Origin of the sequence: Aminipila luticellarii, assembly GCF_004103735.1 — a bacterium.
Taxonomy (GTDB): Bacteria; Bacillota; Clostridia; order Peptostreptococcales; family Anaerovoracaceae; genus Aminipila; species Aminipila luticellarii.
The window spans coordinates 1,179,756-1,203,061 of the sequence record NZ_CP035281.1 but is presented as its reverse complement, the minus strand read 5'-3'; the positions used below and the strand labels follow the sequence as shown (position 1 = coordinate 1,203,061).

The window sequence follows — 23,306 nt, the reverse complement described above, 5'->3', positions numbered from 1 at the left end:
AGTATAAGTTTACACTTTAAGATCGTACTCTTTTATCTTTTTATATAATAGGGTTCTGGAGATTCCCAGCTCTTTAGCACATCGGGTCTTATTGCTTCCATACTTTTCAAGACTTTCAAGAAGAATCTCTTTTTCCAGATTCTTTTTAGCTTGCTTGATCAGAAGATCTCCGTTCTTTTTATGCCTCTCAACATGTCTTAAGGATTTGTTTTCAAAGTAGGCTTCAAAATGTTTCCACTCCATCACGCCAGTCAACGCCATATTCATGCCGCGTTCCACCACATTTTGAAGTTCTCTGATATTTCCGGGCCATTCATACTCCCTAAATTTTTCTATAACATTGCTATGGATTCCCTGAACGCTTAATCCCAGCTGAAAGTTAAATTTTTTTATCATATGATCCACCAGTAAAGGAATATCTTCCTTTCTCTCCCTTAGAGCCGGTACTTTTATGTTTAATACATTTAGCCTATAGAACAGATCACTTCGGAAAGTGTTATCGCTTATCATCTTTTCAAGGGAGGTATTCGATGCTGCAATCAGCCTGATATTAATGGGAATGCTCTCCTTTCCACCGATTTTTTCGACTTCGTTTTCCTGCAATACCCTTAGGAGCTTTGGCTGCATCACCAAGGGCATCTGATTAATCTCGTCCAAGAACAAGCTGCCTCCGCTGGCCATTTCAAATTTTCCTTTTTTCCCCTTTTTATCTGCTCCGGTAAAAGCCCCGTATTCATATCCAAAGAGTTCGGATTCAAAAAGCTCAGAAGGAATCGCTGCACAGTTTATCTTAATGAGCGGCTTCGATGCCCGTTCGCTTAAATGGTGAATAGAATGGGCAACCAGTTCTTTACCGCAGCCTGTTTCCCCTTCAATCAGCACGGTCGAAGAGGATTTTGCCGCCCGCTGTATTTGTTCTTTTAAATCGAGCACTAAATCGCTTTTTCCAATAATATCATCCATGCTATACTTGCTTTTTCTCAGTTGTTTGACCTCTTGCTTATAATAATTTAACTCATCCATCATGGCATTTAATCTTTTGGAAAAGTCCAATGCAGATTTTTCACTGTGAAAAATGACGTGTATAAATCCGGCAGCCACCTCTCCATCCTTAATGATTGGAATATAGCTGCAAAATCCCTGTTCCTGTTTTTCATTTACAAGAGGGGCGGGAATCCCAATAAGAGATTGCTTTGTTTCAAGAGCTTCATGAATTCTGGAGGTGGGAAAGACGTCTCGGACATACTTGCCTTTTATGTCTTCCAGCTTTATTCCATAGTACTCCTCCCAGGATTTTGTAACATAAACGTATCTTCCGTTCTTGTCTGTGATAACGGCTACATCCAGCTGCTCAACAATTAATTTATAAATATCTTCATCAAATACAAATTTTGTCACCTTGCTTGCCTCCTTTCTGAACAAATGCTTTTCTCGTTTCTCCGGTTGTTTGATGCAAGCTCTCAAATACATTGTAGCGTATGTCACTTTTTCATGCAATCCGGAAAATCTCCCCACCCGCATAAATAAATTTCTCTTTTTAATTCACCTAAATAGTTTATCAGTGCTTCCATAGATAAATTAAAATCTTCCAATTTCTCTACGACCATGCGGATATATTCGCAGGTTCTCGAATCTTCAAAGTACAACCCCCTTAGAAAACAACTCATCTTTTGTGCGAAGCTCCGGCTGCCATGCTCTTCTCCGGAAGCTACGAACTTGATCTTCACTGCCGACATCTCTAAGTTTAAGTAAATAGAACTCGCTTTCAAGGAATAGCTTGTATGCCGTATCAAATGATTTTGAGCATCTTTTATGCAAAGAACCATTTTTTCTATCACATCCAGAATGGTATACGGATTTTTCAGCAAATTGATCTGCAGCCCCTGATATCCTTCCGCATGATAGACCGCTTTTATTTTTCCGTCTATTCTTATAAAGGACATGGGAATAAAGCTTTCACACCTTCCGGAAGCCAGTATTTTCATTTCAAAATCACGAAGCTCCGTCTTTTCGTAAACCGTTTCCACCATCAACCTCCTCCACATTTCATGCAAGGGGTGTACCCTCTTCTGATCGCTTCACTTTTTTCGATTTCCGTCACATAGCGTTCTACAGTGGAACAGTCCGGTCTGTGATAAGATTCTCCGCTATGATAAAAACAATATATGATGCTCCCCTTGGTCAAGCCTCCGGAATGACAAATACTACAGGATTTATATCTTTTCTTTATGTTTCCGGTGAGAATAGTCTGGGAGGCTGCTACTTTTATATAGGAACAATCCGCTCTGTGGTATTTTTTGCCGGCTACGGGAAAAATCCATACCCGTTCAGATTCTTCTTCCTCTTCCATTTTAGAAAATCCCCTCAAGCAGTCATACCGGTCACTTCCCACAAATGCTCTTGTCAGGATTCGATCTTTTTCCCAGATGGGGCCATAAAAGGATATGGGGAACTTCCCATCCATTTTATAGTCTATATCAAAGGATATCAACTGATCCATATACCCATTAGAATGAAGATATTTAAAATGATCGACCTCAACAATGGGGCAATTTGTTTCTTCCTGAAGCCTATGTTCAAGTTCTGAAGAAAAAGCCAGCGCGGATAGTCTGCCCGCAGGAGTATATGCTTCTATGCCCAGCCTCCTTGCTTCATCGGAAGCTACGCTCATCACCGTTTCACTCATACAATTTATCTTGATTAAATAGGCAACGGTTAAAATTCCCAAAATGACTAAAGGCAGAATAATGGCTGTTTCCACGCTGATACTTCCTCTTTTAGTACTGTTGAACATAGCCGTACTCCTGATCCTCTATCTTGGCCTTATATTGAAGCCCCACATAACAATCCTTTATATAAAAATTCTCATCAAAACCGCCTTGGATATTAATCTGAATCAGATCCATCATTCTCCTCAATTTTAGTTCACGATTTTCGGCATATAAAAATATCTTCAGATACTCTTTATAAGTCATTCCTTCCCCGTTCTCAGGCCTTATACAGCTCCCATTTTTGGTGCCTTTTACTGCAGATTCTAAATCCAATGCCCAATTCTGTCTGTTTTTATACAGGGCTACCCTCTCCCCCATCAAAACCAGTTTGGCATCATTGGCCGTCTCCGCATAAGCCCATGCTTCTGTCAGCGCTATGGCTGTAACAGCTGCCTGCGGTCCGGGCGTCATCAGTTCAGCCATTTCAAGCACTTGATTTCTTTTTTCCAAATCAGCATATAGGTGCGCGGAATTTAAAATCATTCTCGCCACTTTAAACTCCTTTATAAACTGCTCCTGATTTTCAGCATCACTGAATTTTCCATACAATACGTATTCCAGCTCGTTTTTAAAAAAGGTTTCCGTAAGACTCTCCCATCCCAGCCTATAATTAAAATGGCTCAAAGCATACTCATCTGCTACAAGATTTTCTGTAGACTGAGAGGTAAGCTCCTTCCACGAAGGAAGGCCCTTTGAAAAAACAGTTCCTATATCAACGGTTCTCCCCTCCACACCCTTGGAAGGCAGACTATTTATAACCTGTTGATTGATCAGCCTTCCCTGGCCGGAATAGGTTTTTTCTGCCTTTTCCCGCTGTTTCAGTCTGGGATGTTTCATATAATCCACAATATCTTTCTCAAAATTAGTCGTATCCATCAAGGCGTATGAATTCAACTCACAGCTTATACGGTTTAGCTTTGGCTTTATTAAGGTCAGATTTCCTTTTTCTCTTTTTTTGTCAAAGCTTCCATTTGCATAGAACTTTAATTTATCCTGAACCTCCTGATTGCAGCTCTTAAATGCCATGATTCCATACTGCTCTTTCAAAGCTTTATGGTATTCAGACAAAACAGATCTTCCGGCAAGCTGCAATACACAATCGCAGTAGGAATAACCGGATGCCTTTGCGGCAGAAGTCACCAGAACAATTACAACCATCATGAGACAAGCAAACATCATGGAAAGCATAACTGAAACACTTCCTCTTTTATTCGTTTTTACACGGAAAAATTCTGTTTTCACTGTACTATCATATCCGCCTTTCGTATATATTCTCTTTCGTCTATCATATAAACGGTTCCCTGATGCTGTCTTGCCAGATTCTTAGGCATCATGCTGTTCCCCCTGTAGGAATGAAACGCATGTGCAGATAAACATTTCATGTGCACGTGAAATTCTTCCGTAAAGGAAATTTTTTCAAGAAAAGCTTTCTTTCCGTATTTATCCTGCGGGTTAAAGCTGTGCTTAACTGTCATCCTTTCTCCGATACTGGTTATTTCCATTGCCTTATTTCTCAGCTCCGCATCCAAGTTGGCTTTTATTGCCGCTCCGGTATACATACATATCATGATGTAAATTACCGCCATGACTGCTCCAATGATCAGTGGATATAAAATAGATGCTTCGACCATTGCGGAACCTTTTTTATTGTTCATTTAAAACCCACTGTTCATTAAATTAGAAAAGGTTCCGTTTATAAATTCTGTGATCTGGCTCTTAAATATTAGGCCGATACCGATAGCAATGGCAATTAAAATACCGACCTGAACCATTTCCATGCCCTTCCTGTTATTCTTTATACATCTCATTCTCTTTTCCTCCTTTTTCTTTTTCCTTTCATTCACATCTTTTCTTGTTCATCTGAACTACTTCTTTTTACCTTAGCCTACATTTCAAGCATAGCTGGTGCCAGAGTAATTCCTATTACAACCAGAAGCTGTAAAGCTAATGGCATAGTAAGCTTTGTTTCAGCAATGCGCCCCCTTTCTTCAGCAGACTTTTTTCGTTGAAACCAGAGAAGGTTATTTTCATCCTGAAGAATCTTGACCAATTCTGTCCCCTTATGGATATTATCGGACAAGATACTGGTGATTCTCATAAATTCTCTGTTTCTGCTTCTTTCCGCAAATTTTTTAAGTTCCATAATCATGGAGGCATTTGTTCCGGTGACTTTATCCCTGATCTCCGCCAGCTGATTATAGAAATACGATGTTTTCTTATAGTTCTGAGCATGATAATCCTCCACTATTTTTTCAAAAGCTGCTGTTAGAACCAATCCAGCGTTCATCAAGAGCACCATTTTCGTTAGAAAATCCGGCAATTCCTGCTCTATGGACTCATTGCAATTCTTCTTAAGTTTCTTTATTGCATCATATCTTTGCACATAAATGGATAAAAGCAGGATCCCTTCTATAAAAATGATCCATGCACCAGGGTTCTTTCTGTCAGTACTCCACGACACCTTTTCCATTCCCTGAATATCTTCCGGAAGATACACCGCTTTAGAAGCATCACTTTTATTGATGGCATAAATCAATGAATCCAGCTTACCCATGACATCTTCTTTCAAGTTTTCCGGCTTTTCCTTTATATTTTCTCGAAGCCTGTCTGCTCCTTCCGGCTTTATGTTCAGAATTACTGATTTTTTTATTTTCCTTTTTTCCACTTCTCCGGATATGAGCAGCTTTGCACGGATATTTCCCTGATCATAAGTAGGTCTTTCTATATACTTTCGTCCTTCCGAATCTATGGAAAAAGCACTCCTCTCATGAAGAATTCCATAAAAAAGCACAAATCCAAGCACTGCCGTAAAGGCACCAATGAGAAAAATATATTTTTTCAGAATATGAAGCTTCATGAAATAAACATCCTGATCATGCTGCCGGGTTCCGTAAACCATATACAATTCTTTTTCATATTCTTTGGTTTTCCCTGTAATCCCATCGGGAAGCTTCTTTGAAAGAGCATCCAGCCATTTACCCATATTCTTACTGCTTTTCATATTCTGACCTCCAGTATTTTGTTCATAATATAATAAGATATGAATATAGTTCCCAAGGCTGCCGTCATGATTAGACGGCCCGCCAAGGTATGATACAGGCTGTCCAAATAGCCGGGGGATGCAAGGTTTAAAAATACAAGGATAAAGACCGGCATAGAACTGATAATTTTTGCTTCTGCCTTCTTCTGAGCTGTAATAGCTTTGATCTCTCGGTCTATGGTCATCTTATCCATAATCACTTCCGCTGCTTTGGCTATCATTTCATTGACATTGGCACCGGTGGTCCGGCAGGTGGAATACACATCTGCAAAATGAATAATCTCTTCCAGTCCGCTGCGATAAGCAAAATCCTTTAAAATCATTTCATCGGTCACTCGGCTTTCTTCCATGCTTCTTGTCATATATTTCAGTTCTATCATAATGGGTTCTTTCTCTTCATAAATGTAGGATAAATTTTTGCTTCCTTCCATAAGAGCTTCCGCCATTTGTCTTCCCGCAGCAATAGATGAGGCAAGAGAATAGAGTAAATCCCGGAACTGCTGTCGTAACCGTTCCTTTCGTTTCTTGATCTGAAACTGAATATAAGTTTTTCTAAGCGGAATGGCTAACAGGGCGGTACAGGCTGCAACAAGAATATTAAAATAGAAAATATATCCTACGAAAAACAGACTCATCCCGGCAGCCATAAAATAATTTCGGGCATCCTTTCCCTGCAGTCTATAGTCATCATAATTATATATATCGTCAACCTGATTACTTTTCATAGATATACCCCTCTTAATAACAGTTTTTCTCTGTTTATCAGTTGATTCTCCGTTTTTTTTAATCCGTCCTTTACGTCATATTTAAATAAACCATTAAGAATATATTGATTTTTTTCATATCCGCATATTTCTGAAATTTCAAGAACTCTTCTGGAACGATCTGGCAGTCTCCCTAAATGAACCATAATGTCTATTCCCTCGGAAATTTGACTCCGTATGGCATCAATGGGGAAATCGGCAGCTTGCAGTACCATAGTTTCCAAACGTCTCAGCATTCCTAAGATGGAATTCCCGTGCCCTGTGGAAAGTGACCCGTCATGTCCCGTGTTGAAGGCCTGAAGCATATCCAAAACCTCTTTTCCTCTCACTTCCCCCACAATAATCCGATTGGGCCTCATTCGAAGGCTGGTCTTGATCAATTGCTGCATATCTACAAGACCTTTCCCCTGGACATTTGCATTTCTGCATTCAAGCCTCACGATATTTTCAATTTCGTGCAGCTGGAGTTCCGCAGAATCTTCTATAACAACGATTCTTTCTTCCTTGGGAATATCGTTTGATAAAACATTCAACAAACTGGTTTTTCCGCTCCCCGTTCCACCGCTTATGAAAATATTCTGCCCTGCCGTCACCATTTTGCTCAAAAACTCTGCCGCCTCCTCCGTTATAGTTTCCAAACCTATTAAATCCTTCATGGAAAAAGCTTTTTCCGGAAACTTTCGGATGGTTAAGCTGGGTCCGTTCAATGCGACATTTTTATAGACGGCGTTCACTCTGGAACCATCCGGCAGTCTGGCATCTACAATGGGATTCAGCTCATTTATTTCCCGATGGACTCTGCTTACAATCCTTCGGATCAATTCCTCCAATTCTTCTGTGCTGGTAAATCGCTGGTCGGTCTTTTCTATCACGCCAAAGCGCTCGATAAAGATGTTGTCTTTCCCATTTACCATGATTTCCGTCACGTTCTTATCCTCGCTGAAAGGATGCAGGATCCCCAAATCCTTCCGTATGGAATAATAAATCTGACGAACCAAGGCAGCCTTTGCTTTAAAGCTGTGGAATGCCAGTCTGTCATCAGATATAACCTGTTTTTCAATCCACTGAAACATTGCCTGCTCGTCATCTCCGCAGCTGATACTGCTTATGCTTTTTCTTATGTCTTCTGTAATCTGAATAATTAAATTTGTTTTTATATCCATTTTAATACTTTTCTTCCTTTTTATTCCTCTCAATAACATAATAAAACAGTTGTAAATATTTTACAACTGTTTTATATCGACATTTTTCGACTGTCTAATTTAATATACCTTCTTTTAAGAATTTATCTACTGTGGTTTCAACGCCCAGTACCCATAGCACATCACCCTCTATGATCTGCGTATTTTTATTCGGACCGACCATGGAAAGAGCTCCCCGGTCTATACCGATAACAAATCCATGATACTTCTCCTTGATTTTAGACATTTGGATAGTCTTGTTGCAAAACTCACATTGATTTGTCACATTCACCGCCATACAAAGCAGATGGTTTTCTTTATCTGTAGACGTAAAAATCTGTCTGTAAGTATAATCTCTTAAAGTAAACTGTTCTTCTACTCTGGTTACAACTGCCGTATTGTTCAAAATCATTTCATAGGAATCCAGATTATTCTTTTTCCCCATGACCACTATAATGTCTCCTTCTCTGACACCTGCTTTCATATCTGGAAGATTGATATGATGATCCTTACGGATCACCTTTATAATCTGTATCCCAAGCTTGCGCCTGGCATAAATACTCTTTTCCGGCTCGTCGATCAATATTTTTTGAATTTCGAACTGTTCAATAAGCAAGGTCTCATCCAGCCATCTATAGTTTTTAACGATACCCCGTTCTTTTTTCTTTTTTTCTAAAATACGTTCATTAAAATTTGCAATAAATCGTGTTTCGATTTTTATGGAGTTACTGGCCATAAAATCAGATTTAACACTGAAAAAAACAATGATTAAGGCAAGAATCCACAAAATCCAAACCGGAATATCCATCATCGTATTAATTGTCATCAGCACAAAGAAAAGGGAGACCAGTATGCGAAAGCTCCTAAAGACCAGCAGCGGCAATCGGTTGGTTTTATTTTTTAACCACAGCTTTGTATAAATGATATTTCTTCGATAGGACATCATATTGATTACAGGAGTCATCAGGACTACGGTCAATGCTCCGCCAATCCATTTGGAATATTTCAGATTCATCCCATAGTTGCATAAAGCCGGAACGAATACCTGTGTTCCCGCCATATATATACAGAGTAAAATGATGGTTGTAATTACTGTTCTGGGTATATATTTGCTCAGATATTCCTTCCAGTCCAGATCCTTTTCATTTTCAGTTTGTTTGTCTGAAGTATACTGCTTAATGGTTTTTAAAGTTGTTTTTGGTAAAACTTTGTTTAGAAATGCATAGACAGCATCCGATTTTTTGATGAACATCGGAGTTGTAAAGGTTGTAATGACGGATACCGATACGACAATCGGATATAAGAATTCACTGGTGACCCCCAGAGAAGTTCCCAGAGACGCTATGATAAAAGAAAATTCACCGATCTGCACCATGCTCATGCCTGCTCCCACAGCAGTACGCAAGGTCTGCCCCGACAGCAGTACACCAATAAAAGAAAAGGTCATCTGGCCCACAATGGTCACAATGGTAAGCAACAGGATCGGCCCTGCATACTTAACGATTAAACTCGGATCTACCAGCATTCCTACGGATATAAAAAACACAGCGCCGAAGAAATCCTTAATGGGATTGACTAATTCCTCAATTTTTTCAGCCTTCACCGTGCCCGCCAGAATAGAACCGGCTAAAAATGCACCTAAGGCGGAAGAGAAGCCCATATAATTGGCAATGACCACCATTCCCAGACATAGTCCGAGAGAGACAATAAGAAGAGTCTCATCATTTAAATATTTAGTGGCTCTTTTGAGCAGGGTAGGAATCAAATAAATACCAAGAAGCAGCCAGATAATCAAGTACAGCAGCATCTTTCCTATTTGTCCACCCAGTTCAAGCCCCGATACATCTTTGCTGACCGATATAGTAGAGAGCACGATCATCATAAAAATGGCAACTACGTCTTCTATGATCAGCGTTCCCAGGACTAATTGAGCATATTTTTTGTGTTTCAGTTTTAATTCATCATACGCCTTCAATATAATCATAGTGGATGACATGGAAAGCATACCGCCTAAGAAGATACTGTCCATCCGGCTCCAGCCCAGCAGCATTCCGGTACCGTATCCGATAAAGACCATGGCGGTTATAACGGTTGAGGCGGTTACAATAGCACTTCCGCCAATATTGGCAATCTTATGGAAACTGAATTCCAGCCCTAAGGCAAACATAATAAAGATAACGCCCAGTTCTCCCCAAAGATGTATATTCTCAGCATCTACAATACTGGGGAGTATAGAGAAATTCGCACTGGTCAGGAATCCTGCTAAAAGATACCCTAAAACCAGAGGTTGTTTTATTTTTTTAAAAATAACAGTAGTAATACCTGCTACTACAAGTACGAGAGCTAAATCACGGATTAAAAAATCGAGATGTTCCATCTATTCCTCCTTCCGGTTAAAAATAACGGTAAATGTAGTTCCCTCACCCAATTTGCTTTTTATAGTCACTTCTGCGTTCAATAAGAACGCAATGTGCTTCACGATTGAAAGCCCTAGTCCTGTGCCACCACCCTTCTTTGTTCTGGATTTATCTACTCGGTAAAATCTTTCAAAAAGTCTTCCGAAATGTTCTTCTGCTATTCCTATTCCATTATCACTTACTTCAATGTATACTTTATCTTTATCTGGGTACGAGGACACCAGAACTTTTCCCTCTTGATCCTCTTTTGAATATTTTATGGCATTTTCAATTAAATTCATCATCATTTGAATAAATCGGTCGACATTGCCTTCAATGAAACATTGATCTGCCAGCTTAGTCTCTATGGTAATATTTTTTCCATTTGCAATGGGCTCTATGGTAGAAATCAGATTCAGCAGGCTTTCCTTCGTATCTATAGGGACGATATCCAAGGGAGCCTTTTTGTTTTCAATCTCCGACAAGACCAGTACATCTTCAATCAGCCGTTCCAATCTGGCGGTTTCAATGGCTATGATATCGATGAACTTATTTCTTATCTCCGGGTTTTCAGCAGCTCCATCCTGCAAGGTTTCAATAAATCCGGCTATGGAGGTAAGGGGCGTTTTTAATTCATGCGTTACATTGGCCACAAATTCACTCCGGATCTTTTCTGCTTTTCTGTTTTCTTCTGTCGTCTTTACCATCTGCTCTTGCAGTCTTTTCACTGGTTTCATGATTTGATTATAAATAAGTAAAGAAAATATTCCGGAACATACGACACATATCGCCATCGTAATACCAAAATACCTGTTATGGAGCATAAATGAAAAAGCGCTCCCATGATTATTGGATTCTATAGAGATAAAATAGGACATTATAAATAAGAGTAAAAGAACATTACAAACGGTCATACCTACGGATGCGAGTAAAAATCTCTTTTTCATTTCATTTTGTAACCCTTTCCACGTATGGTCTGGATATATTTGTCTTCATTGTCATCTTGACCTAATTTTTTTCTTAAGTATCGTATATGGACATCCACCGTTCTGGTCTCACCCACATAGTCAATTCCCCAAACCTTATCCAAAAGCTGATTTCTCGAAAAAACATGGCCTCTGTTTTCAGTCAGAAAGCAAAGCAGTTCAAACTCTTTCAACGTAAGCTCCACTAATTTGCCCGCAACCGTGACTTCGTGTCTGTCCGTATTAATCTCAATATCATCGATACGGATAATGTAATCATTTGTTTTTTCGGGAGAATTGTTTTCTTCATACCTTCTTAAAACCGCTTTTATTCTGGCCATAAGCTCCCTTACACTAAATGGCTTGGTGATATAATCATCTGCTCCAAATTCAAGCCCCAAGATCTTATCCACCTCATCACTTTTAGCAGTGAGCATGATAATCGGCGTTTTATTGCCGTCTTCCCTCAATTCTCTGCAGATCTCATGCCCGTTTTTCCCGGGCAGCATCAAATCCAAAAGTATGAGATCCGGTTTTTCCTTATGCACTAGCGTAATGCCCATGATGCCATCCTCTGCGCTTATGTAGTTATAGCCGTTTGTTTTTAAATTATAACCTACCAATTCTATGATATTGGGTTCATCCTCAATAATTAATATTTTTTTCATGGTTTCCCTTCAGCCTTAACCGGCGGTTTTGTGATGGAATCTAGTCTACCTATTAATTTTAACACAACTACCCGCTATATCGCATCCTTAAATTCTTTATTTGCCATATTATTTTCTTTGAACTGAATATCAGAAATCACTGCTTCCGCGATTTTTTTACAGGAATCACCAATTCTTTCAATATTATGAATTACATCCGTATACATCACCGTAAATTCCGGAGAACAGCTTTTATCGTACAGTCTACGAATATGCTGCTTCTTCAAGCGCTCTTCCATTCTGTTCATTTCTTTTTTCTGAGCAAGAAGCTCCTTAGCCAAATGTATATCCCTTTCTTCCAGCACCCTCATCATGGTCCTTGCCATCCTTGTGGCCTGATCAAAGCATTCATAAATCTCAGCACACGCCGCATCGGAAAACTCATATCCATTTTTCATTTTTTCTTCTGCAAATGCAGCAATGTTTACACAGTTATCTCCCATGTGTTCAATATCCGAAGAAATGTGGATGAGACCCGAGACAATATTTCCCTGATGTTCCGTCAGCGTATCCGTAGCAAAAATAGAAGCCAGATATTTAACCGCTTCCTCTTGAAGCCTGTTGACGATCTCTTCTTCCCTAGCTACATTCCTTACGGCTTCTGCGTCTCCTGCAATAAAACCTTTTTTGGCATTCTTAATCATCTGAAACGCAAACTCTGCCATTCTCAAAAGCTCCTTAGTGGCAAGATGAATGGCAAAAACCGGTTGGTCAATAATATTATAATCCAAATATTGAGGCTGCCAAGGCAGTCTATCTGCATCTTTATCGGGGATGATTTTTATGACAAGTTTCACTAAAACTCCGATAAACGGCAGGAAGATAAGCGTATTAATCACATTAAAAAATGTATGAGCATTAGCGATCTGCCTTGCTATGACTTGGTATTCTAGACCTGAAGGTGAAATATACCGGATGAACCAGCAATAGGCAGGAATAAAAAACATAAACAAAAAAGTACCGACCACATTAAAAAGAATATGAGCAGCTGCCGTTCTTTTCGCGTCGGACGGTGCTCCCACAGATGCGGCAACGGCCGTAATAGTCGTGCCAATATTGGTGCCAAAAATAATAGGCAATGCGGCTTCCAGCCCTATCACACTGGAGAACCCATTGGAGTCTATCTGCTCGGCCAGATTCTGGAGCACTGCCATGGAAGCGGTACTGCTCTGAAGCACAAGGCTCATTGCGGTGCCGAGAAAAACTCCAATAACAGGCCATTCTTTAACGGTTAAAAACAGTTGTGTGGTTTCAGGCAATAGGGCTATACGCTTCATGGATTCGCTCATGATGTAAATACTCAAAAAAAGCAGCCCAAAAGCAAATATAGTCTGACCTATATGAACCCAGTTCTCTTTTTTCATAAAGATATGCATCGTGAAGCCAATCAAAATAAAAATCCAAAAATAATCTCCAACTTGAAAAGCGATCAGCTGCGCTGTTATGGTCGTTCCTATATTTGCCCCCAATATAATACTGACAGCTTGGGGTAAATTCATAAGCCCGGCACTGACAAATCCAATGACCATGACCGTTGTTGCACTGCTGCTCTGCAGAACCGCTGCTGTCAAGATTCCCGCCAGAACACCAGTTAATGGGTTTCTGGTCAAAAGAGACAAAAATTTTCTCATTTTATCTCCGGCTGCTTTTTGCAGCCCGTCACTCATCAGGTTCATTCCATAAATGAATACGGCTAAACTACCCAATAAGGTCATTATGACCTGAAATCCGTTCCTGTCCATTTTATTCCCTTTCCATTGAATATGCTTATACCACTATAGTCCATACCTATTATAATATATTCTTGAGCAGATCATAAAAAGAGCATAAATGTTAAACTATTGTAAAATTAATGTTAATTTTGTTGACAATTCCTTTATCCCCATGCCAAAATCCCGGCCAATATCAAGCCTTGTAACAAATGAACCGCCTTCTTCCTGAATGAAAAAACTGCTTTCGTCATAATCTATATATATTTTTTGGGGATCTTTTTCTGGTTCTGTTTCCTCTTTCCCTTTAAAACCGTTGATTACTTCAATTCGTTTATCCAAAATCGACGTTCCCAAACAATGTTCTACATACTGATCGTAATATTCTTGTTTTTCATCCTGTTCACCATTTACTGTACAAAAGTTATCACAAATAGAAATCAGCCAAAGCGTTTCTTCCTTTAGAGAATTATCGCCGTCGATAAGGATATAATCGAAGCTTGCTTCTTTTTGGATCCACTCTAAAAATTTGGCAAGCTCCTGTACATTTAATAATTTTAATGGATTTCTTCCCTTAGAAGCAGAGAATGCTCTGATACCGTATTCATTGGACACCGTAAAGGCTTCCGTCCATTTATTAAATTCGTTCCCGACCTCTGCGTAGTACAAATACGCAGATAAGGTCTTTTCCTCTTGGACTTTAAAATACTGATTGGTGGACTCCAATTCCTCATAATTGATATAAAGTACACGCTTTCCATGAAACCGGGCTAAATCCTGTGCCAGCCCCAGGGTGACGGAAGTCTTGCCCGTTCCTCCTGAAGCACTGCAAAAGAAAATAATCGTGCCGGAGCCTTTCATAGGCCGGATAAATGTATTTCCTGTTTTTAAACAATATAAAAAAGCGAGCCGGTTTGAAAGATTTTCTGCCGTATCATATCGGTATAAATCTTTCTGAGAATAAGAGCTTTCCACTTCCGCCTCCTTCTTCACCTCGGTCAGCCTTACAAAATCACCCCTCTGTTCCGAAATCATAAAGTCCAGCACAATTAAATGAAATTGTTCCAGTTTCCTGTACTCTTTAAATGCTTTCTCTGACAGAACCGTCAGGAGTATGGATCTGTTCTCTGCCGTTATACAGTCACAAAAAGCTTCTGCGTAATCCAAATCATTTGTTACAAAAAGAATCGTTATAACCTCCATATATTTCTCCTTATCCCCTTTAATACTATATTATAGGCATATATGGAAATATTTGTCAACTCTGTTTATCTTTTTCTTCATCGATCATTTCATACAATTTGTTTAATGCCTGACTTAAGCCGCCGATTTCTTCGATCAGCCCCACCTTTACGGCATCATGGCTGAACAAAACGGTCCCTACGTCATTGGACATATTATCCGTACAGTTCATCAATTTTACAATATGCTCCCTGTTCGCATGGGATGTCCTTACAATGAAATCTATAATTCGATCCTGCATCTTTCTGAAATAATCAAAAGTAGGCTCTGCTCCAATAATCATTCCGCTCATTCGAATCGGATGAAGAGTCATGGTCGCACTCTCTGCAATAAAGGAGTATTTTGCGGCTGTGGCAAGCGGTATTCCGATACTATGCCCGCCGCCCAAGACCAATGAAACCGTCGGCTTGGAAAGGGTAGCAATCAGTTCTGCAATAGCTAAGCCTGCCTCCACATCTCCCCCTACCGTGTTCAAAATAGTTAGAAGCCCTTTGATCTGATCATTTTGTTCTATGGCGGTAAGCTGCGGTATGATATGCTCATACTTCGTCGTCTTGTCTGTAGGAGCTGCAAAAGTATGTCCTTCGATACTGCCTATGATAGGCAGGCATAATATATCGCTTTTAAAATCCTCCACGGTGTTTGTAATACCTAATTCTTTTATATTTTCTTTTGTTTCGGTGCAGTCCGATTCCTTTTTTCCGGAATTATTGTTTCTTTCTTCTTCCTTATTCTCAAAATTGTTCATAAAACACTCCTTCAATAAATAATATTAATAAATAAACGTATCCGTTATTTATTTCCAATAGATTTCAGGTATTTACCTGACAAGGCTATATAAAACCATACGTTTCATCTTGTTTATTATTTACTGAATGGAGGTTCATTATGCGACTAAGTGAAATAGGAGATAAAGAAATCGTGGATTTGCGAAATGGCAGCAGACATGGTCAGCTTTGGGACGCTGAAATGCTGTTTGAGAAAGAGACCGGTAAAATAAAATCCATTCTTGTTCCCGATTTTCAATCCAAAATAGGATTTTTGGCCGGACACGATTATATGCAGCTTCCCTGGAGCTCTATCATAAAAATAGGAGATGACATCATTATTTTTGAAAGCCAATAAGATTAAAAAAACAACAGGGCGCCGCTCCAAGTATGGAACAACACCCTGATTCATTACAGTTTATTTTCTTGATTCTCTTTCATTTCCTTCACGACTGCCTGTGCGGCTGCCAGCCGTGCAAGGGAGATTCTGTATGGTGGACAGGATATATAATTTAAACCCGCTCGATGACAGAATTCAACTGTTTGCGGATCACTGCTCTGTTCTCCGCAAATTCCCATCTTCATATTCGGTCTTACAGATTTTCCTAAGTCCACTGCCATATGAACCAGCTTTCCCACACCATTTTTATCGATGGTCTCAAATGGATCATTCTCTAAAATTCTCTTTTCCTGATATTCCCTGATAATCTTGGAAGAATCCGACCTGGAAAGCCCAAAGACCATCTGGGTCAAATCATTCGTGCCAAAAGAAAAAAATTCTGCTTCCTTTGCAATTTCATCTGCGGTCAGAGCCGCTCTCGGCACTTCTATCATGGTGCCTATGGAATAATTTAAGGTTATATTTTCTTTTTTAAAGCATCTGTCAATGGTTTCTACAACAATTTTTTTGATAAAAGCCAGCTCATTAGCTGATGCAATCATTGGAATCATAATCTCCGGAGAAACTTCCATATTCTTTTCTCTTTTTAATTCAATCGCTGCCAGAATGATCGCTTCTGCCTGCATAGCGGCAATATCCGGATAAATGACCGCCAATCTACAGCCCCTATAGCCCAGCGTTGGATTTAACTCGTGAAGCTCTTTGATTCTTTCTGACAGGCGTTCATAAGACACACTCATCTGCTCCGATAAGCGAAGAAGCTCTTCCCTCGTTTTCGGCAGGAATTCATGAAGGGACAAATCTAACAGCCTGATAGTGACCGGTCTGTCCTGCATGACTTCATAAATGGCCTTAAATTCTTTTTTCTGGAAAGGCAGAAGCTGCAGCAAGGCTTCTCTTATTTTATCCTCGTTGTCTGTCAGAAGCATTCTACGGATAATATAAATCCTATTTTCTTTCAGGAACATTTGTTCTGTCCTGCAAAGACCAATCCCCTCCGCTCCAAAATGAAGGGCAATTTTCGCCTCTTGGGAGTTGTCTGCATTGGCTCTTATTTTTAAATCGCGTATCTCATCCGCCCATTTCATAATGGTTTCAAAGTTTCCGGACAGTTCAGGGGTTACTGTGTTCACAACACCCTTATAAACAATTCCCGTCGTTCCGTCTAAAGAAAGCGCATCTTCCTCGGTCAAAACAATATTTCCGATTGTAACTGTTTTCCGGATTTCGTCGACCTTCATCTCGGAACAGCCGACAATACAGCATCGACCCATGCTCCTGGCAACCACCGCCGCATGTGAGGTTATTCCGCCTCTGGCGGTCAAGATGCCTTCTGCGGCTACCATTCCGGCCAAATCTTCCGGAGAAGTCTCCGTTCTCGTCAAAATTACCTTTTCCCCTTTTTCAGCAGCCTTTTCTGCCGCCTGTGCGGTAAAGCAGATTCTTCCCGTAACGGCACCGGGGGAAGCCGGCAATCCTTTGGTCAATTTCACCGTGTTTTTCAAATCCTCTGCTTCGAATCTGGGATGAAGCAGCTGACTGATCTGCCCCGGCTCCAACATGGTCACTGCTGTCTTTTTATCGATCAGATCTTCTGCTTCCATATCCACAGCAATTTTGACTGCTGCCTCTGCCGTTCTCTTGGCATTACGGGACTGAAGCAAGAATAATTTATTTTTTTCCACTGTAAATTCGATATTTTGCATATCGGTAAAATGCTCTTCCAGAAGCTTGGATATTCTTAAAAATTCTTTATATACATCCGGAAAAAGCTCTGCCATTTCAGAAATAGGCTGCGGAGTCCGAATCCCGGATACCACATCCTCGCCCTGCGCATTCGTCAAAAACTCGCCAAATATACCGGTTTCTCCGGTTATGGGACTTCTGGTAAAAGCTACGCCTGTGCCGGAGTCATTTCCCCTGTTTCCAAAAACCATCGCCTGTACATTTACAGCAGTCCCCAAGCCTGAAGAAATACCGTTTAACTGCCTGTACAGCACAGCTCTTTCATTATTCCAGGAACGGAACACAGCCATGATGGCTTCCATCAGCTGTTCCTTCGGTTCCTGAGTAAAATCCTTCCCGATTTCCTTTTTAATCATTTTTTTATAGGATGCGATGATTTCTTTTAACTCTTTTGTTTCTAACTCTAAATCACTTTTATATTTTTTATCCTTCTTTTTTTTGTTCAGAATGTCTTCAAATTTGGATTTGGGAATCTCTAAAACAACATTTCCAAACATCTGTATAAACCTTCTGTAGCTGTCATAGGCAAAGCTTTCATTTTCAGTCTGCTCGGCCAGGGCCGCCGTTGTTTCGTCATTCAGTCCCAAATTTAAGATCGTGTCCATCATCCCCGGCATGGAAAACACAGAACCGGAACGAACAGACACTAAAAGAGGATTTGAAACATCCCCAAAAATTTTATCGGTAACATTTTCAAGTTCAAAAAGCTTTTCAAAAATCTGTTCAACAACATCTTCGGCAATCTGGCAGTCTTCATTGTAATATCTGTTACACGCTTCGGTGGTGACCGTAAATCCAAAAGGCACCGGCAGACCGATCTTCGTCATTTCTGCCAGATTCGCGCCCTTCCCACCTAAAAGCGTCCTCATTTCCTTTGAGCCTTCGTTAAATGAATAAACAAACTTTCCCATTTCACCCTTCTCTCTTTGTTCAAAAGACTAAAAAACTAATCTTTCTTCAATGTACTCCCGAACCTGTGCTACAGGAATCCTTACCTGATCCATGGTATCCCGGTCTCTGATGGTCACACATCCGTCGTTTTCCGTATCAAAATCCACGCAGATACTGAACGGAGTACCAATTTCGTCTTCTCTTCTATATCTTTTGCCTATGGAGCCTGCTTCATCATAGTCCACCATGAAGTGCTTTGAAAGCTCCTCATAAATAGGCTGCGCTACCGGAGCAAGCTTCTTTGCCAGAGGAAGCACAGCGGCCTTGAACGGAGCCAGTGCCGGATGGAATCGTAAAACTACCCGAATATCTTCCTTGCCGTTGGCATCGGTCAATACTTCTTCATCATAAGCTTCACATAAAAATGCTAATGTAACCCTGTCCGCACCTAAGGAAGGTTCAATGCAATACGGAATGTATTTTTCATTGGTTTCAGGATCCGTATAATTCATTTCCTGCCCGGAATATTCACTGTGCTGCCTTAAGTCGAAATCCGTTCTGTCCGCAATTCCCCAAAGTTCACCCCAGCCAAATGGGAACAGATATTCAATATCCGTAGTTGCATTGCTGTAATGAGACAGTTCTTCCTTCTCATGATCTCTCAGTCTGAAATTTTCTCTGTTCATATTCAGCGATTTTAAGAAAGCTTCGCAGTAATCCTTCCAATAGTGAAACCATTCCAGATCTGTGCCCGGCTTACAGAAAAATTCCAGTTCCATCTGTTCGAACTCCCTGGTTCTGAAAGTAAAGTTGCCCGGAGTGATTTCATTTCTAAAAGATTTCCCAATTTGCGCGATTCCGAACGGGATTTTTTTTCGGGAAGTTCTCTGCACGTTTTTGAAGTTTACGAAAATACCTTGTGCGGTTTCCGGCCGAAGAAATATCTCCGATTTGGAATCCTCCGTAACACCCTGAAAGGTTTTAAACATCAGATTAAATTGTCTGATACTGGTAAAATCACTTTTGCCGCACTCGGGACATGTGATTCCTTTTTCCTGAATATAAGCTTCCAATTTCTCGTTGGACCATCCGTCCACAGTTATGTCTGTTATATTTTGTTCTTTTAAGTAATCCTCAATCAATTTATCAGCTCTAAATCTTGCTTTACAGCTTTTACAGTCAATCAGAGGGTCTGCAAATCCACCTACATGGCCTGAAGCGACCCAGGTCTTTGGATTCATCAAAATGGCGGCATCTAAACCCACATTGTATTTTGATTCCTGTACGAACTTTTTCCACCAAGCTTTCTTCACATTGTTTTTCAGCTCCACACCGATAGGACCGTAATCCCATGTATTTGCCAACCCGCCGTAAATCTCAGAGCCAGAATACACAAATCCCCTGTTTTTAGCTAAAGCTGTAATTTTTTCCATTGTAACTTCCTTACTCATATCTACCTACCATTCTTAGTTTTATATTACTATCAAAAAACGAGCTAAGCTCGTCTTTCGAAATTTTAACTATTCAGTTCCTAACAGATTTTTATTTTTCTTCCTCTGATTTTTCTGTAGCGCATCCGCAGCCACATTCTTCCTTCTCTGAATCCTCTCCGCAGCAGCAGTCCTCTTCGCACTCAAACTCATCATAGGAGCAGCCATCTTCCGGTTCTTTCTTTACTTTATTCAAGGCATCAGAAGTCTTATTTTTCACATTGTTATAAACATCACTGCCCTTGACCTTGACTTCATCTGCTATAACGGCACCTTTTTCTACGATATCTTCAATCGTATCATTAGCCATTTCACTGATGTCAATAATAGCGCCATCGTCCTTGACCAGCTCGATCACGCATTTTGTACCAAAAGCAGCGATCAGCCCGGCAATCATAGCCCACGGGGCAAGGAAAGTTCCCACAATGCCGATATTGACAGGCAGATTCAGCATGACCTCGTCATCTTTTTTGACAATGATCTTAGAAACATTACCCTTTTTTATAGTCTCTTTAATCTTCTCAATGATCTGTGAGCTGCCTTCTCCAATTTTTGATCTTCCCTTTTCATCTATAGACTCTTCAATAGCAATAATTGCATCCACAACACTTCCGTCAGCAGCTTCCAGCGCTTCTTTTGCTTCTTTGTAGCTGACACCTGTTCTATCCTTTACTAACTCTATCTTCTCCAATGTAATCTCCATAATCTTACCTCCTTAAATTATTCCATTAGAAAGCTTTCGCTTTTTAGGTCTTTAATATCTAAATGATAAGCTATATACTGGTGCATGATCTTTTTTAACTTTTCCTGTGTTTTGTCATTTAAAGCCAGATTTTCCAAGTTCTTCAACGGATTTGACAAAATATAATTTATTACCTCAATAATACCAAAATTTACGTCATAAATCAATGTTTCATTAACATTACTTTTCAGTTTATTTAGGCACTCTCCGCAAACCGTACCACCCTCACTTATTACGAACCAATTCAGATCGTTGCTGTTTCCGCAGCACACGCACTTCTTGATTTCGGGAGCACATCCCGACAGCAGAAGTGCCTTGATCTGATAGGCCAGTGCCAAGGTCGCATACTTCTTGCTTCTCTTTTCCAGAGCAGCCAGATAATCAATCAGCAGATTAAATAACTGGGGTGCTCTCTCATTTTCAGAAATAATTTTATCCGTAAACTCAAGAATATAAGATGCGTACATATATTTATCCACATCTTCACCGATTTTGTAAAAGCTCTTGATGACTTCCGCACTGTTTATATTATAATAATCCCGGTTTTTATAAAGCTCAAATCTGCTGTAAGTAAAAGGTCTCAAAGCCAGTGTGGATTTACTGCGGCCTTTCTCATTGATATTGGTTGCTGCACTTATCTTTCCATATTTTAAAGAAAATAATACCAGCATTTTTCTGCCGCCGGACATCTTGATATTTTTTAAAACGATCCCTTCCGTATCCGTGTACATAGCTATTCCCTGCTGTCATAACCAAAGTTAGATAAGGCAAAATCACTGTCTCTCCAATTTTCTTTGACTTTTACCCATAATTCCAAAAATACTTTTGTTCCCAAAAGAGCTTCGATCCCCAATCTGGAGCTTTTGCCTATGCCCTTTAGTTTTTTGCCTTCTTTTCCTATAATGATCCCCTTATGGGATTTCTTCTCACAATAGATCACGGCACCAATTTTCGTAATATTCTTTTCTTCCTTATAGTTTTCAATTTCAACCGCTATTCCGTGAGGAACTTCCTTTTCCAGGTACAAAAGTGCCTTTTCCCGGATGATTTCACTTACGATGAACCGCTCCGGATGATCGGTGACCATGTCTGCCGGAAAATACATCGGTCCTTCTTGCAGCAAGCTTTCAATTTCTTTCAGGATAACATCTACATTTTTTCCCTCAATCGCTGCTGCTCCATAAATTGTATGAAAAATACCCATCGCATTGTACTCTTCATAAATTCTGCGATATTTTTCAGGCTCCAGCTTATCTATTTTATTTATGACTAAGATCTTTGGTGTATCAATGTCCTTCAGCAGATCCAAGATATACTTGTCTCCGGTTCCGGCGGACAGCTCATCATCCACAATAAAAATAATCACCTCTACCTCTTTAAAGGTATTGATGGCCATGCCGGTCATGTAGCTTCCGAGTTTGTTCTTTGGCTTATGGATGCCCGGTGTATCGATAAAGACCATTTGTACATCCTCTTCCTCCGGTGTCTCCGCCATACGGGTATAAATCCCCCGAATACTGTTTCGAGTCGTCTGAGGCTTATCCGTGGTGATCGATATTTTCTCTCCCAAGATGGCATTTAATAAGGTTGATTTTCCCACATTTGGTCTTCCAATTATTCCTATAAATCCTGATTTCAATCTGTTGTTTCTCCTTTTTGTAATTTAAATCCATGGGGCAGAAGCTCCTTTAGGGTCATCTGCACCATATGCTCCTCATCCGTTCCTGTTATGACCAGCAGCTCCGGTGCGAATTCATACATAAATTGCCTGCATATACCGCAGGGCCAGGCTTCCCCTCCGTTACCCGTTATGGCAATGGCTTCAAACTCTCTTTCTCCGTCAGAAATGGCTTTGGTAAAAGCCGTTCTCTCCGCACAGATCGTTGCACCGAAAGAAGAATTTTCCACATTTACTCCCGTATATACCGCACCATTTTTTGTTAAAAGCGCGGCGCCTACATGAAAGTCCGAGAACGGTGCATACGCCTTTTGAGCGGCCTCCCGAGACTTTAAAAACAGTTCTTTATATTCCATGCTGTTCTACCTCTCCACTCCTATTTTGCTCATGATCAGTTCTTCCTTTTCTCTCATCTCCGCTTTATCCTCGTCTTCCATGTGATCATAGCCGAGCAGATGGAACATACTGTGAACAAATAAATAGACCAGCTCTCTTTCCGGAGAATGTCCAAAATCATCTGCCTGCAATAAGGCCTGTTCCGGGCAGATCACCACATCACCGATGCAGACCTCTCCTTCCTCCGGTATATTGTCCAGATCGTCAAACTGAGGGAAAGAGAGAACATCTGTAATTCGGTCAACACCTCTATACTGTTTGTTCAATTCATGAATTTCTTCTTCATCTACAAATGTTACACTGACTACTATGGGATCCGGATTCAGACCCTCCTCTAAAATACATAGTCTTCCAGCTTCCATCATTTTGTCTACAACAGCTTGTCCCGGCATTCTTTCTTCACTAAAAATAATGTTCATAT

Annotated in this window: 23 protein-coding genes; 1 reads left to right on the top strand and 22 read right to left on the bottom strand. The window is 40.3% G+C overall.

All coding sequences use genetic code 11. The features are described 5' to 3' along the window. Positions 1-9: 9 nt before the first annotated feature. The 15 genes from EQM06_RS05480 to EQM06_RS05410 all read right to left on the bottom strand — a co-directional run bounded on the left by EQM06_RS05480 (position 10) and on the right by EQM06_RS05410 (position 15,523). Positions 10-1,398, bottom strand: a complete 1,389-nt coding sequence (locus tag EQM06_RS05480; RefSeq protein WP_205666600.1) for a sigma-54 interaction domain-containing protein — start codon at positions 1,396-1,398, stop codon at positions 10-12. 83 nt (positions 1,399-1,481) lie between these two features. Beyond that, the gene (locus tag EQM06_RS05475) at positions 1,482-2,030 is read right to left on the bottom strand and encodes a DUF6382 domain-containing protein (RefSeq protein WP_128745372.1); all 549 of its coding nucleotides are present in this window, start codon (positions 2,028-2,030) and stop codon (positions 1,482-1,484) included. Then, positions 2,030-2,794 (bottom strand): TadE/TadG family type IV pilus assembly protein, encoded by a 765-nt coding sequence (locus tag EQM06_RS05470; protein ID WP_128745371.1) that lies wholly within the window; start codon positions 2,792-2,794, stop codon positions 2,030-2,032. Before EQM06_RS05470 ends, EQM06_RS05475 begins: the two co-directional genes overlap by 1 nt. Then, complete coding sequence (locus EQM06_RS05465; protein ID WP_128745370.1) at positions 2,778-4,013, bottom strand: DUF5702 domain-containing protein; 1,236 nt, start codon at positions 4,011-4,013, stop codon at positions 2,778-2,780. Before EQM06_RS05465 ends, EQM06_RS05470 begins: the two co-directional genes overlap by 17 nt. After that, positions 4,010-4,426 carry a hypothetical protein gene (locus tag EQM06_RS05460; RefSeq protein ID WP_128745369.1) on the bottom strand — a complete coding sequence of 139 codons (417 nt, stop codon included), beginning with the start codon at positions 4,424-4,426 and terminating at the stop codon, positions 4,010-4,012. Before EQM06_RS05460 ends, EQM06_RS05465 begins: the two co-directional genes overlap by 4 nt. Further along, positions 4,427-4,579, bottom strand: a complete 153-nt coding sequence (locus tag EQM06_RS05455; RefSeq protein WP_230975028.1) for a Flp1 family type IVb pilin — start codon at positions 4,577-4,579, stop codon at positions 4,427-4,429. It abuts the gene before it with no gap. A 77-nt stretch (positions 4,580-4,656) separates the two neighbouring features. Continuing rightward, positions 4,657-5,772, bottom strand: a complete 1,116-nt coding sequence (locus EQM06_RS05450) for a hypothetical protein (protein WP_128745368.1) — start codon at positions 5,770-5,772, stop codon at positions 4,657-4,659. Then, positions 5,769-6,536, bottom strand: coding sequence for a type II secretion system F family protein (locus tag EQM06_RS05445; protein ID WP_128745367.1), 768 nt, complete (start codon positions 6,534-6,536; stop codon positions 5,769-5,771). Before EQM06_RS05445 ends, EQM06_RS05450 begins: the two co-directional genes overlap by 4 nt. Further along, the gene (locus EQM06_RS05440) at positions 6,533-7,738 is read right to left on the bottom strand and encodes a CpaF family protein (protein ID WP_128745366.1); all 1,206 of its coding nucleotides are present in this window, start codon (positions 7,736-7,738) and stop codon (positions 6,533-6,535) included. Before EQM06_RS05440 ends, EQM06_RS05445 begins: the two co-directional genes overlap by 4 nt. A 94-nt stretch (positions 7,739-7,832) precedes the next feature. Continuing rightward, the gene (locus EQM06_RS05435) at positions 7,833-10,133 is read right to left on the bottom strand and encodes a cation:proton antiporter (RefSeq protein ID WP_128745365.1); all 2,301 of its coding nucleotides are present in this window, start codon (positions 10,131-10,133) and stop codon (positions 7,833-7,835) included. Further along, positions 10,134-10,976, bottom strand: a complete 843-nt coding sequence (locus EQM06_RS05430) for a sensor histidine kinase (RefSeq protein WP_205666599.1) — start codon at positions 10,974-10,976, stop codon at positions 10,134-10,136. A gap of 119 nt (positions 10,977-11,095) precedes the next feature. After that, entirely contained in the window at positions 11,096-11,785 is a 690-nt protein-coding gene (locus EQM06_RS05425) for a winged helix-turn-helix domain-containing protein (protein WP_128745363.1), read from the bottom strand. A gap of 74 nt (positions 11,786-11,859) precedes the next feature. Continuing rightward, positions 11,860-13,566, bottom strand: a complete 1,707-nt coding sequence (locus EQM06_RS05420; RefSeq protein ID WP_128745362.1) for a Na/Pi cotransporter family protein — start codon at positions 13,564-13,566, stop codon at positions 11,860-11,862. Between the two features lie 96 nt (positions 13,567-13,662). Beyond that, the gene (locus tag EQM06_RS05415; RefSeq protein ID WP_205666598.1) at positions 13,663-14,736 is read right to left on the bottom strand and encodes a nucleotide-binding protein; all 1,074 of its coding nucleotides are present in this window, start codon (positions 14,734-14,736) and stop codon (positions 13,663-13,665) included. 55 nt (positions 14,737-14,791) lie between these two features. After that, positions 14,792-15,523, bottom strand: coding sequence for a ClpP family protease (locus EQM06_RS05410; protein ID WP_128745361.1), 732 nt, complete (start codon positions 15,521-15,523; stop codon positions 14,792-14,794). Positions 15,524-15,663: 140 nt separating this feature from the next. Between EQM06_RS05410 and EQM06_RS05405 the strand changes: the two genes are divergently transcribed. After that, entirely contained in the window at positions 15,664-15,900 is a 237-nt protein-coding gene (locus EQM06_RS05405; protein ID WP_128745360.1) for a YlmC/YmxH family sporulation protein, read from the top strand. A 53-nt stretch (positions 15,901-15,953) separates the two neighbouring features. Here EQM06_RS05405 and ppdK read toward each other — a convergent pair whose 3' ends face one another. From ppdK to ybeY, 7 genes are all read right to left on the bottom strand, one after another. Further along, the gene (gene ppdK, locus EQM06_RS05400; protein WP_128745359.1) at positions 15,954-18,599 is read right to left on the bottom strand and encodes a pyruvate, phosphate dikinase; all 2,646 of its coding nucleotides are present in this window, start codon (positions 18,597-18,599) and stop codon (positions 15,954-15,956) included. Positions 18,600-18,626: 27 nt separating this feature from the next. Further along, entirely contained in the window at positions 18,627-20,012 is a 1,386-nt protein-coding gene (locus EQM06_RS05395; RefSeq protein WP_330548370.1) for a glycine--tRNA ligase, read from the bottom strand. A 109-nt stretch (positions 20,013-20,121) separates the two neighbouring features. Further along, positions 20,122-20,772, bottom strand: coding sequence for a DUF4342 domain-containing protein (locus EQM06_RS05390; RefSeq protein WP_128745357.1), 651 nt, complete (start codon positions 20,770-20,772; stop codon positions 20,122-20,124). Between the two features lie 17 nt (positions 20,773-20,789). Beyond that, positions 20,790-21,542: a DNA repair protein RecO gene (recO, locus tag EQM06_RS05385; protein ID WP_128745356.1), complete on the bottom strand. Its 753-nt coding sequence runs from the start codon at positions 21,540-21,542 to the stop codon at positions 20,790-20,792. Positions 21,543-21,544: 2 nt separating this feature from the next. Then, a complete protein-coding gene (era, locus tag EQM06_RS05380) occupies positions 21,545-22,450 on the bottom strand; it encodes a GTPase Era (protein ID WP_128745355.1) in 906 nt (301 codons plus the stop codon). Continuing rightward, positions 22,447-22,845 carry a cytidine deaminase gene (gene cdd / locus EQM06_RS05375; RefSeq protein ID WP_128745354.1) on the bottom strand — a complete coding sequence of 133 codons (399 nt, stop codon included), beginning with the start codon at positions 22,843-22,845 and terminating at the stop codon, positions 22,447-22,449. The genes era and cdd overlap by 4 nt, the downstream gene beginning before the upstream one ends. 6 nt (positions 22,846-22,851) lie before the next feature. Then, positions 22,852-23,304 (bottom strand): rRNA maturation RNase YbeY, encoded by a 453-nt coding sequence (gene ybeY, locus EQM06_RS05370; RefSeq protein WP_128745353.1) that lies wholly within the window; start codon positions 23,302-23,304, stop codon positions 22,852-22,854. Between the last annotated feature and the right edge of the window lie 2 nt (positions 23,305-23,306).